This window comes from Chryseobacterium daeguense DSM 19388 (assembly GCF_000430825.1).
GTDB lineage: Bacteria > Bacteroidota > Bacteroidia > Flavobacteriales > Weeksellaceae > Chryseobacterium > Chryseobacterium daeguense.
Map to the genome: position 1 here is coordinate 364759 of NZ_AUMT01000003.1, position 12237 is coordinate 376995.

The 12237-nt window shown below is 36.3% G+C and carries 14 protein-coding genes; 10 read left to right on the top strand and 4 right to left on the bottom strand.

Features of this window, described 5'->3' with window-relative positions; all coding sequences use genetic code 11:
* Nucleotides 1–41: 41 nt before the first annotated feature.
* On the top strand, nt 42–551 hold the full coding sequence (locus H560_RS0106120; RefSeq protein WP_027379223.1) for a PPC domain-containing DNA-binding protein: 510 nt from the start codon (nt 42–44) through the stop codon (nt 549–551).
* Between the two features lie 82 nt (nt 552–633).
* Here H560_RS0106120 and H560_RS0106125 read toward each other — a convergent pair whose 3' ends face one another.
* Nucleotides 634–1077: a carboxymuconolactone decarboxylase family protein gene (locus H560_RS0106125; protein ID WP_027379224.1), complete on the bottom strand. Its 444-nt coding sequence runs from the start codon at nt 1075–1077 to the stop codon at nt 634–636.
* Between the two features lie 71 nt (nt 1078–1148).
* Nucleotides 1149–1721 (bottom strand): Crp/Fnr family transcriptional regulator, encoded by a 573-nt coding sequence (locus tag H560_RS0106130; protein WP_027379225.1) that lies wholly within the window; start codon nt 1719–1721, stop codon nt 1149–1151.
* Between the two features lie 64 nt (nt 1722–1785).
* Here H560_RS0106130 and H560_RS0106135 point away from each other — a divergent pair, with 64 nt between their 5' ends.
* On the top strand, nt 1786–2151 hold the full coding sequence (locus tag H560_RS0106135; protein WP_027379226.1) for a DUF1304 domain-containing protein: 366 nt from the start codon (nt 1786–1788) through the stop codon (nt 2149–2151).
* A gap of 74 nt (nt 2152–2225) precedes the next feature.
* Here H560_RS0106135 and H560_RS0106140 read toward each other — a convergent pair whose 3' ends face one another.
* The gene (locus H560_RS0106140; protein WP_228372430.1) at nt 2226–2630 is read right to left on the bottom strand and encodes a thioredoxin fold domain-containing protein; all 405 of its coding nucleotides are present in this window, start codon (nt 2628–2630) and stop codon (nt 2226–2228) included.
* Nucleotides 2631–2734: 104 nt separating this feature from the next.
* Nucleotides 2735–4717 (bottom strand): TonB-dependent receptor plug domain-containing protein, encoded by a 1983-nt coding sequence (locus tag H560_RS0106145; protein ID WP_155844969.1) that lies wholly within the window; start codon nt 4715–4717, stop codon nt 2735–2737.
* A 213-nt stretch (nt 4718–4930) separates the two neighbouring features.
* On the opposite strand from H560_RS0106145, the gene H560_RS0106150 reads away from it, so the two are divergent.
* From H560_RS0106150 to H560_RS0106185, 8 genes are all read left to right on the top strand, one after another.
* Nucleotides 4931–6118 (top strand): homogentisate 1,2-dioxygenase, encoded by a 1188-nt coding sequence (locus tag H560_RS0106150; RefSeq protein WP_027379229.1) that lies wholly within the window; start codon nt 4931–4933, stop codon nt 6116–6118.
* A gap of 178 nt (nt 6119–6296) precedes the next feature.
* Nucleotides 6297–7574, top strand: a complete 1278-nt coding sequence (locus H560_RS0106155) for an acetyl-CoA hydrolase/transferase family protein (RefSeq protein WP_027379230.1) — start codon at nt 6297–6299, stop codon at nt 7572–7574.
* Nucleotides 7575–7719: 145 nt separating this feature from the next.
* Nucleotides 7720–8013: a hypothetical protein gene (locus tag H560_RS23270; RefSeq protein ID WP_228372431.1), complete on the top strand. Its 294-nt coding sequence runs from the start codon at nt 7720–7722 to the stop codon at nt 8011–8013.
* A 4-nt stretch (nt 8014–8017) separates the two neighbouring features.
* Nucleotides 8018–8494 carry a hypothetical protein gene (locus tag H560_RS23275; protein ID WP_027379232.1) on the top strand — a complete coding sequence of 159 codons (477 nt, stop codon included), beginning with the start codon at nt 8018–8020 and terminating at the stop codon, nt 8492–8494.
* Nucleotides 8495–8741: 247 nt separating this feature from the next.
* A complete protein-coding gene (gene hppD / locus H560_RS0106170; RefSeq protein WP_027379233.1) occupies nt 8742–9872 on the top strand; it encodes a 4-hydroxyphenylpyruvate dioxygenase in 1131 nt (376 codons plus the stop codon).
* Nucleotides 9873–9943: 71 nt separating this feature from the next.
* Nucleotides 9944–10414, top strand: a complete 471-nt coding sequence (locus H560_RS0106175; RefSeq protein ID WP_027379234.1) for a hypothetical protein — start codon at nt 9944–9946, stop codon at nt 10412–10414.
* Between the two features lie 89 nt (nt 10415–10503).
* The gene (gene fahA, locus H560_RS0106180; protein ID WP_027379235.1) at nt 10504–11751 is read left to right on the top strand and encodes a fumarylacetoacetase; all 1248 of its coding nucleotides are present in this window, start codon (nt 10504–10506) and stop codon (nt 11749–11751) included.
* A 98-nt stretch (nt 11752–11849) separates the two neighbouring features.
* Entirely contained in the window at nt 11850–12188 is a 339-nt protein-coding gene (locus H560_RS0106185; RefSeq protein WP_262486263.1) for a GxxExxY protein, read from the top strand.
* Nucleotides 12189–12237 lie beyond the last annotated feature (49 nt).

Below are 12237 nucleotides of genomic sequence, written 5' to 3' on the forward strand. Positions count from 1 at the left end.
TTTGGTGTAAAATTTTCATACTACATTTAAAGTGAATAACTATGAATTTCCTGAAAGCATTTTTACTTTTAATTACAATTTTATCGATGAACAGTTTTTCTGCCCAACAAAAAGAAAATTGCCGTTACATTAAAACTCCCACAGGCTTCCTCATGGTCCTGAGACAGGGAGATGATGTGATCGCCCATATAGAAAACCTTGCACAGAAGGAAAATATTCCGTCTGCAAGCTTTACAGGAATAGGTTTTGCATCGGAAGCTACCTTTGGATTTTATGATTTTAATACTAAGAAATTTAATCCGAAAACATTCACCAAAGTGGAGATGGGAAGTCTTACGGGCTCTATTGCCTGGAATGAAAAAGGCCCTTCTATTCATGTTCACGGTGTGGCAACGGATGATAAGTTCAACACATACGGCGGTCATATTCTGTCGCTGAATGTAGGAACCGGCTCAATGGAAATTTATATAACCGTAAATGATCAAAAATTAGAAAGAAAGGTGGAACAGCCACTGAACGCCAATGTTCTGCAGCTGAATTGCCAGTTGTAGGACATCATTCATCATAAGGGAAAGAGCTTTTCAAAAATTTTGAAGAGCTCTTTTTGTAAATAACTTTTAAACAAATAACAGGCTATTTCCCAATCGGCATGTGCGTAGATATAGCAATTCTGTTCCACATATTGATCACAATGCCCGCCATAATGATATCCCCGATCTGAGTTTCATTAAATAATTCTTTCGCTTTCTGATATGTTTCTTCCGTCAATCCTTTATGGCTGATTAAAGTAACCTCTTCTACAATCATTAAAATCACCTGCTCCTCTTCGGTAAATAATTCCTTAGCTTCCCTCCAGGCATTAAGAAGGAAAATTCTCTGTGGTGTTTCACCATATTTTAAGGCATCTTTAGTGTGCATATCCAGGCAGAATGCACATCCGTTAATTTGAGAGGCTCTGATTTTGATCAATTCTTTCTGAATTGGGCTTAAAAAACTTGTTTGAAGTGCCGTTTCCATTCCTATACCTGCTTTGTAAGCGGTTGGATGAGTTGCTGTCCAGTCAAATCTTGCGCTCATAATATTTAATTTTTTGGGTTTAATTACATGACAAAGTTCAGAATACAGACCCGTAAAAATCTTAAACTGGTTTAAGAACGTAGCTTTGCCCTGATTTCACTTAAATATTCCGGGGTAAAACCCAAGTAAGAAGCAATTAAATATTGTGGAATTCTCTGGATAAACCATGGATATTGTGTGCTGAAATGCATATACAATTCTTCTCTTGACATCTCATAAAGGTACCGGATCCTTCTTTCAGAAGCGGCATAAGCCCTTTGGTAAATCATTCTAAAATAACGCTCCATCACAGGATGTTTTTTCAATAATTCTTCCTGAGAATGAAAATCAATAGCCAAAACAGTTGATTTTTCTACAGATTGAATACAAAAGTCTGATTTCATCTGCCTTTCATAAGCAAAAGTGTCTATAATCCACCAGTTTTCAATGGCAAACTCCGTGGTCTGCTCTATTCCTTTTTCATTGATAAAAAATTTACGAAGACAGCCTTTCACCACAAAAAACATAGATTTACAAATCTCATCTGCAAGCATCAGATCATGCTTTTTCTTTACCTCCATTACTGTAAAAAAAGAGAATATGGAAGCAAATTCTTCATCATTTACAGCAATAAATTTATCCAGATGCGCCTTAAGGGTTTCCATTTTTAAAATTGTATAACCAAACTTAACTTTATTTTTTTAGTTTTACAAAACAAAACAATACATCATGGAAATTGTCGCAAAAATTCTGATTGCAGTTGTAGCACTGGAACATATTTACATTCTCTGGATGGAAATGTTTGCATGGGAAACCAAAGGTAAAGAAGCTTTCAAATCTGCTTTACCCGTCGAAATGTTTAAACCCACAAAAGGCTTAGCTGCTAATCAGGGATTATACAATGGTTTTTTAGCTGCCGGACTGATCTGGTCTTTTTTTATTGAAGACCCGAAATGGCAGACGAATGTTGCTCTATTTTTCTTGAGTTGTGTAGCTATTGCCGGAATTTATGGTGCGATTTCCGCAACGAAGAAAATCTTTTTTGTACAGGCATTGCCGGCTATTTTGGCGATAGTTGCTGTACTTTTGAAATAATTTTATCCTCGCAGATTACGCAGATGTTTGTGCTTTAAAATTTATTTAATAAAGATTTGCAAAATCTGCGAGAATTAAAAACTTAACACTTCTAAAAGCTTTTCCTTCATTTTTTCAGGCTTATATTCGCCTTCATGATACTCAATTAAATTCTGATTTTTATCTAAAATAATCCACAACGGATAAACCGGCTGGTTTTTATTCTTTGATAAAGCTAAAGCCAGCTCATGAATTCCTGAATTTCCATTCGGTAAATAGTTAAATTCCTTTCCCTGGAAATTAATTTTCTCTTTCGTTTTTTCTGCTTCAAAATTGATAAGATAAAACTTGTCATTCAGTAATGTAACCAGATCTTTATTCTTATTTAAATTAAATTTTTCAATCCTGCATACACTGCACCAATCCGTATAAATATGGATAATAACAGGTTTAGGATTTTGTTTCAGAGAAGTTTCCAGACCAGCAAAAGTGCCTGTCATTATTTGCGAAAAATAATAACAGGGCACAAACATTAAAAATAAAAATATTGTTAAAAACCTCATTTCATCTGTTCTTTTTTATTTCTTTTGTGGTTATTAAATCTTTATCTCAAAATATATTTAACACCCAAAAATCCCCTGATCTTCTGCATCGGTGCATAGCCGTAAGTGGTATCAAAGGTATAATGATTGGGATTATTAACCGGATCATTCACATGATTATCAAACGGATCAAAAGGCCGCATTAATGGATCATTCGGAGTGAAATTGAACAAGTTTTTGATTCCGCAGTACACTTCAAATCCAGATGCAAAACTCTTTGAAACCTGAATATTTGCCAGCGTAAAAAAAGGAGAATATTCCGGACGGTAATCATTCGGTAAAACCGGCAGCCGCATCGGCCCGTAAAATTGTCCTGTGAAATCTATCGTCAGATTGCTTGGGAATTTATAGGTCAAACTGTATGTCCCGCTCCACTTCGGTGCGTGAAGCTGCTGAACTTTTTCTTTTTCGTCATCAAATTTTTGATAGACATCAAGATAAGTCACACCCAGGTTAAGACTTAACGGAAAGCTGAAATTATAATCCAGATTTAAAGAAACGCCTCTTGAAATTCCGTATCCTTGAAGATTATCATAAATAATTTTCTCCGGATCGGTATCAAAATCGCCCACAATTTTGTTGCTGAAATAGGTATAGAAAGCAGATGCGTCCAAATTAAGCAAACGTTCTCCCACTGGTATCTTCCAAACATAATTCAAATTTCCGTTAATAGATCTTTCAGGTTTTAAATCTGATTGAATTACCACCTCACGAGAGCCCGTAAGCGCCGCATGATCTTCTGTAAACAAATTTACGACACGGAAACCTGTTCCGAAATTGAGCCGTAACGTATGATAAGGATTCGGGGAAAATTTCCATGCGAAACGTGGAGAATGCACCGCGTGATGAACTTTATCATAATCAAATCTGTACCCCAGCAAAAGCGTATTTTTTTCATTAATTTCCCACTGATCCTGAACAAAAGCCCCAAAAATAGGTGACTTCATCGGCTCATTAATTAATCCGTCGGCCGACAAAGTTCCGGGCGTATTATCATCATAAAAAGTATTTTTAAACGTCACACCTAAAATAACATCATGCTTTCCCAGTTTTTTGTTCCAGTAAGTTTGCGCAAAAGCTACTTTCTGAGTTGCAGTAAAAGGATTGGTCCCGTAAAATGAATTCTGGTCATGGAAATTATAAGAAAACTGCGTAATAATATCCTCTTTTAAAGGCCATTGATACACTCCGAAAGCTTCTACCCTGCTGGTATAAATACTCTCTCCATACACCTTATCACTTCCCCGAAACGACTTATTCCACTGCATTTCTCCGCCAAAACGGTCTTCATATAAATATCTTAGGGCAAAACTTGCCTGCCTGTTTTCTTTTCTCTGAAAATTCCATTTATTAAAAATAGAAATCCTGTTCTGCAAAGCGGCATCAGTGAAATTGTCATTATTTTCATCAAATCTTTTAGTATAATTAAAATAATTCAGACTTAGTAGCGAAGCTGCTTTTTTCCCGAGATTAAATTTTGTAGACAAATCTACATTATTTTCACTCCAGGTAGTTGTCATAAGGTCTATGCTTAATTTTGGGGCCATTAAAGCATTTTTAGTGATGATATTAATAACACCTCCCAATGCTTCAGAGCCGTAAAGTGATGAAGCCGGGCCTTTTACCACTTCTATTCTGTCGATCAGGCTGTTGGGAATTCCACTAAGGCCGTAAACCGTTGAAAGTGAACTCACAATAGGCATTCCGTCAATTAAAATCATGGTATAAGGCCCCTCAAGACCATTAATATGGATATCTCCTGTATTACAAACCGAACAATTAAGCTGCGGCTTCACTCCGTTTACCATTGAAATAGCTTCAAAGATATTGGGAGTAGGATTTTTCTGAAAAAATTTCTGACTGTAAATCTCCACAGCTACCGGGCTTTTTGATCTGCTTACAGGCTTTATGGTTCCGGTGATCACAACATCGTCTATCAACTTTGTTTTAATTTCTTTCTTATTTAAAATTTTAGCTGAATCCATCTTATTGTATTGATTTAATTCTAAACTATCCACTTGCTGTGAAAAGCTATAGGGTGATAAAAAGATGGCAAAAAATAATATTCGCGTCATGAAATTGAAATTGTTAGACAAAACTAACAATTATTTTTAGAATAGCAAAACTCATTATAAAAATCTTATTAAATCCAATTCATGAAAAAGTCTTAAATTTGAGAAAACTACATATAAAGTAAAATGAGATATCATCAGTCGGGAACTATCCCACAAAAAAGACATACGATTTTCAAGTCTCCGGAAGATAAATTTTACTATGAACAGCTTTTCGGTACGGAAGGTTTTCATGGAATTTCCTCTTTACTATATCACATTCACCGCCCGACACAGATAAAATCGATCAGTGAGCCAAAAGATGTAGCGCCGAAAATTGCGGTAGATAAAAACGTAACTCCAAGAATGTTCAAAGGAATGAATGTAACTCCTGAAGATGATTTCATGGACAGCCGTAAATTTCTGATGGTAAACAATGACCTGAAAATGGGATTGTCCAAGCCAAGAAAATCGATGGATTATTTCTACAAAAATGCGGAATGCGATGAGCTTTTATACGTTCATCAGGGAAGCGGAGTACTTAAAACTTTTGTCGGGAATCTTGACTTTTTCGTAGGTGATTACCTGATTATACCACGAGGGACCATTTATCAGGTTGAACTGCACTCAGAAGACACCGTTTTCTTCGTTCTGGAAAGCCATTCACCAATATACACCCCGAAAAGATACAGAAACGAATTCGGACAATTGCTGGAACATTCTCCGTTCTGCGAAAGAGACATCATTGCACCGACTTTCATGGAGCCAAAAGATGAAAAAGGAGAATTTTTAATTAAAGTAAAAAAAGAAAATCAAATTACTGATTTCATCTACGCAACGCATCCGTTCGATGTTGTGGGCTGGGACGGATATTTTTACCCTTATAAATTTAATATCAAAAATTTTGAGCCCATTACGGGAAGAATTCACCAGCCGCCGCCGGTGCACCAGACTTTTGAAGCGCACAATTTTGTGGTTTGTTCGTTCTGTGCAAGAATGTATGATTATCATCCATTGGCTATTCCGGCGCCATATAATCATTCCAATATTGATTCTGATGAGGTTCTTTTCTACACAGAAGGAGATTTTATGAGCCGTAATCATATTGATTTGATGGATTTTACATTACATCCGGGAGGAATTGTTCACGGTCCGCACCCGGGAGCAATGGAAAGAAGTATTGGTAAAAAATTCACTGAAGAATATGCCGTAATGGTAGATCCTTTCAGACCGTTAAAAATTACCGAAGAAGCTTTGAAAGTGGAAGATCCTTCGTATAAAACTTCGTGGTTGGAAGAGCAGGATAAAACTATGGAAGACCGTTCTCAGGAATAATCAGATGTAATTTAAAAATATTAAGGCCGGATGTAATGCATTCGGTCTTTTTTTCGTCCAAAGCTTTAAAACATGATAAAAGTTTCTAAAAAAGAGGTCCAAAATTGTAAGAAATAAATTTAATATGAACTATCTTTAAATCAGGTAAACTAAGATTAACATTTATAAAAAGTTTAATATGTATAATTACGTCAGTGCAGAAGAAGCTATTTATACCATTAAAAGCGGAAACCGTGTTTTCTTCCACGGAAGTGCATGTACACCGAATTATTTAATTGACGAACTGGCGAGACAGTCTCACCGTCTTGATAATATAGAAATGGTTTCCATCACCCAGCAGGGCAATGTGGAAATTGCAAAGCCAGAATATAAGGATAAATTTTTCATCAATTCCCTGTTTGTCTCAACACCGGTTCGTGATGCAGTGAATTCTGAAAGAGGTGATTTTGTTCCCGTTTTTCTGAGTGAAATCCCTATTTTATTCAGAAAAAATATTCTGCCTCTGGATGTAGCTCTTATCACCGTTTCACCACCTGACAAGCACGGTTTTTGTACATTGGGAACCTCAGTGGATGTTGCCAGATCAGCTGTTGACACGGCAAAAATAATCGTTGCTATTGTTAATCCGTTAATGCCAAGAACGCATGGCGACGGGATGCTTCACATCAGCAAAATTCACAAGCTGGTATGGCATGAAGAAGAGCTTCCGACTGTGGATTATGGCGCAAAAGTCGGCCCCGAAGAAATGGAAGTCGGAAAAAATGTTGCTGAATTAATTGATGACAAATCTACCCTTCAGATGGGCATCGGGACAATTCCTGACGCGGTTCTGAAATGCCTGAACAATCATAAAGACCTTGGTGTTCACACCGAAATGCTGAGTGACGGCGTGGTAGATCTAATTCAAAATGACGTTATTAACAATAAATATAAAGGTTATCACAATAATAAAACCATTACAAGCTTCTGTTTCGGAACAAGAAAACTTTATGATTATGTAGATGATAATACGGTTTTTGCATTCAATGATGTAAGCGCAGTGAACTTTCCGATCAATATCATGCGGAACAAGAAAATGGTGGCAATTAATTCCGCTATTGAAATTGACCTGACGGGTCAGGTTTGTGCAGATTCCATCGGAACTATTCAATACAGCGGGATTGGCGGCCAGATGGATTTTATGCGCGGCGCGGCGCTGAGTGAAGATGGAAAACCAATCATCGCAATCACTTCCAGAACTAAAAAAGGCGTTTCAAGGATCGTTCCTTTTCTTAAGCAGGGAGCGGGAGTCGTTACCACAAGAGGTCATATCCATTATGTTGTCACGGAATACGGAACGGCTTATTTATATGGGAAAAATCTGCGCCAGAGAGCACAGGAACTTATAAGTATTGCTCACCCGGATGACAGGGAAATGCTGGAAAGAGCAGCTTATGAAAGATTTAAACATATTTAATATTATTCGTTAAAAAGATTTATTTTATTAAATTTTTCGTTTAAATTAAAAAAATGTATTTTTAAACTTATTATAACAAAATAGCAGAAAAAATGCTCAGTATTGTGGCAGTATTTTTGATTATTTGCTATTTAAACATTGGAAATTGAAGACTATATATAATTCTATACGGGAGGAAGTCATTAAGCATTCTAAAGTTAAAAATTCAGTTTTGGGGAATGTGGATGAATGGAAAAGAAGCCATTATATCATTCTTTCAGAAATTATAAAAGAAGAGCTGTCCGACGCTGAAGAACTAAAGGGAGGAAAAAAATTTGAAATAGGAAATACTATTTCACACGTTACGCTGCAACGTTTTTTTGAAAATGATTATCAGGATAAAACACATAGTGATCTGAGGTTTTTAAAAACTTTGGATAAAATTTGCATATTTCTATAAAGATTTGAATGCATACATTCTGGACATAAAAGAAAAAAGGCAGGAGAATAATGATGACAGCAAAGAAAGGTTTTTCAAGATCGTGTACGATTATTGTGCTACTGTTTTTGAATTCTATAAACAATTCCCGAATCATAACGTCGAAATGTTTAAAGACCTCGTTTTCAATGAGTCTCCGTTTCTGGAAAGAGCCTCTCATTTCAGCAAGGAATTATGTGACAGGCAGTTTCATCTGATCACAAAAAATAACCGTTCCAATTATGAAGTTTTTGATATCAATATCGTAACAGATGAGCCGGATAAAAAGATCCTTGAATCCCAGGAATTCTGGAATCTGCTGTTCAAAGTGGGGGAAACGGGAGAAGAACATTTCGTAAATCAGTTAAACACCCAGATTTATTTCATTAAAAAAATAGATAACCAGTGGAAAATCTGGGATAATTACAATCCGGACGCCGGCCGGCTGAACAACATAAAATAAAGAACATCAATACATAAGAAAGCCACAGACTTTCTGCGGCTCCCTTGATCGAAATATTCTTTTTTCATCGGTTTGTGAATACAAAATTAAACATACAAGTCATAAGATAATAAACTTAAGCATACTTAAATGAACTTTTCTTTAGATTATCTTAAAACAGGACTAACGATTGTTCGTTTATATTTTCCGTATTAGTAAGAAATTCGTAATTTGCATACCTGTAATTAAAAAAGTAAAAATAGAAAATATGTCAACACTTACATTTGCCGAAAAAATTGCTCAAGCAGAGAATTTTTTGCCAATTAATGGTACAGATTACATTGAGTTTTATGTAGGAAATGCAAAACAGGCTGCGCATTACTACAAGACCGCTTTCGGTTTCCAGTCTTTGGCTTATGCCGGGCCTGAAACAGGGGTGAGAGATCGTGCATCTTATGTACTTCAGCAGGGGAAAATAAGATTAGTTCTTACCACAGGTCTGAAGTCTGATTCACCGATTAACGAACATGTAAAAAAACATGGAGACGGAGTAAAAGTTTTGGCACTTTGGGTAGATGACGCATACAAAGCTTTCGAAGAAACTACAAAAAGAGGCGGTAAACCTTACTTAGAGCCGGTAACGCTTACCGATGAAAACGGTGAAGTGAGAATGTCCGGAATCTATACGTACGGGGAAACGGTTCACATGTTTGTAGAAAGAAAAAATTATACAGGACCATTCATGCCGGGTTACGAAAAATGGGAAAGTGCTTACCAGCCGGAAGATGCAGGTCTTTTATATGTAGACCACTGCGTAGGAAATGTAGACTGGAACAGAATGATCCCTACGGTAGAATGGTACGAAAAGGTAATGGGATTCGTAAACATCCTTTCTTTTGATGATAAGCAGATCAATACGGAATATTCTGCACTAATGTCTAAAGTAATGTCAAACGGAAACGGATACGCAAAATTCCCTATCAACGAACCCGCAGAAGGTAAAAAGAAATCTCAGGTAGAAGAATATCTTGATTTCTACGAGGGTGAAGGAGTACAGCATATTGCTGTTGCCACTAAAGATATCATCCACACGGTAACTGAGCTTAAAAAACGTGGTGTAGAATTCCTTTCTGCCCCGCCGGAAGCTTATTACGAAATGGTACCTGAAAGAGTGGGCCATATTGATGAAGATATTAAGAAGCTTCAGGACTTAGGCATCCTTATTGATCATGATGAAGAGGGATATTTATTACAAATATTTACAAAACCTGTAGAAGACCGCCCTACCCTATTCTTTGAAATCATTGAAAGACACGGTGCGCAGAGCTTCGGAGCAGGAAACTTTAAAGCATTGTTCGAAGCATTGGAAAGAGAACAGGAAAAAAGAGGAAATCTTTAATTTAATTAACAATATCGGGTTTTGTCAGGATGAACAGTCTTGACAAAACTTTTTTTTAAAAACACAGTATTATGAGAAAATTTTTAATCGGAATTTTATTTATCGGAGCTACATTAGGTGTTAAGGCTCAGTACGGATCATTAAATGAAATCCTTACCAGACTTGAAGAAAGAAAAGGCGTAAATCAAAATCTGGAAGCGGTAAACATTGATAATAAGAAGTTTATTTTTATTAAAGATGAAGCAGATCACACAGAAAGGGACTTCATTGTGATCAAAGGTAAAAAAGCTACTTATGTAGAGGTTTTCGATGACAAAGCAACCGGAGAAAGTAGCTCGAATGTTTTCACAGGTGATATTATCAGAAAGAAAAACATCGTTTCTTTAAGAGCAGATATGCTTGAAAATAAGAAAGTTCCTATCCCGGTCACAAAAACTTTACTGCTTACAAAACAGGACAATATCCTGTACCTGATCGATGTAAATACCAAAGCCAGATGGATCGACGAAGAATCTTTTTCTAAGGCTAAAAACAAAAAGTAAATATTTTTAAACGCAAAGTGCATAAATACTAATTCGTTAAAAATTAGTGGAATTTGTGTTTAAACTCAATCAAATTAAATACTAAAATTATGAAATCATTTGTAGAGTATTCCTCAAATTCGGATTTTTCTATACACAATATTCCGTTCGGAGTAGCGGTCTTTAATAAAGAATATATCGGATGCTGCACAAGAATCGGCGATCAGGTTATCGATCTGGCAACATTATATGATCTAGCATATTTTGAAGAGATAGAAGGTCTGGACGATAATGTTTTTGAAGCTTATACTTTAAATGAATTCATTGAGCTTGGAAAACCGGTTACAAATGCCGTTCGTTTGAAAATTCAGGAATTATTGCTGGACGGTTCAATCTTATCAAAGGATCAAAAAACAATAGAAGAAGCTTTTTATGACCTGGATAAAGTAAAAATGATGATGCCGGTTCACATCCCGAATTACACGGATTTTTACAGCAGCATCGAACATGCTACCAACGTAGGAAAAATGTTCAGAGATCCTGCCAATGCACTGCTTCCTAACTGGAAACACCTGCCTGTAGGATATCACGGAAGAGCTTCATCCATCGTAGTTTCAGGAACGGAAATCAATCGTCCAAAAGGCCAGACAAAACCTGCAGATGCAGAAAAGCCGGTTTTCGGACCTTCAAAACAATTAGATTTTGAATTGGAAATGGCATTTATCATCAACAAAAACACCGAAATGGGCGAAAGTATCTCCACAAAAGAAGCTGAAGACGCTATTTTCGGAATGGTGGTTTTCAACGACTGGTCGGCAAGGGATATCCAGGCTTGGGAATATGTTCCGCTTGGACCATTTTTAGCTAAAAATTTCGGTTCGTCAATTTCCCCTTGGGTGGTTACTCTGGAAGCTTTGGAGCCATTCAGAACGGCTTCTCCGGCCCAGGACCCTGAAGTTTTGGATTATTTGAAATTTGAAGGTGACAAAAATTACGACATTAATCTTGAAGTCTACTTACAGCCTGAAAACGGTGAAGAAAACCTTATCTGCGAAAGCAATTACAAGCATATGTACTGGAATATGACCCAGCAATTGGCTCATCATACAGTAAACGGCTGCAACGTGGAAGTGGGTGATCTGTATGCCAGCGGAACCATTTCAGGAAGTGACCCGAAATCTTTCGGTTCTATGCTTGAGCTGACCTGGAGAGGCCAAAATCCTTTACAATTAAGCAACGGACAGGAAAGAAAATTCATCGACGACAATGATACCATAACAATGAAAGCCTGGGCTGAAAAAGATGGTGTGAGAGTAGGCTTTGGCGAGGTTTCAGGTAAAATTATTCCTGCTAATTAAATTATAACCACAAAAGTCACAAAAGCTTTAATGATTACACAGTCTTATTAACTGATTTAACTTATAAGATTAATGGAGCTTGCATAGAAGTTCACAAAATCTTAGGAGCTGGTTTATTAGAAAGTGTTTATCATAAATGTTTAGAAGAAGAATTTAGGTTAAGAAATATAAATTTTAAATCTGAATTCAAAATACCAATCATTTACAAAGGAAAAGAGATTAAGTGTGATTTCTTCTGTGATTTTTTAGTTGAGGACTTAATTGTAATTGAGTTGAAAGCAGTTTCAGAACTAAATGAAATTCATCGTGCTCAAGTTTTGAATTATATTAATTTAATGAAGAAACCCAAAGGAATATTGATAAATTTTAATGTAAAAAATTTATATCATCAAGGACATGAAACTTTTGTAAATAAATATTACGACATGCTTTTTTGATCTTAAAGATTCAAATTATTTTCTTTAAAAACTTTTGTGACTTTTGTGG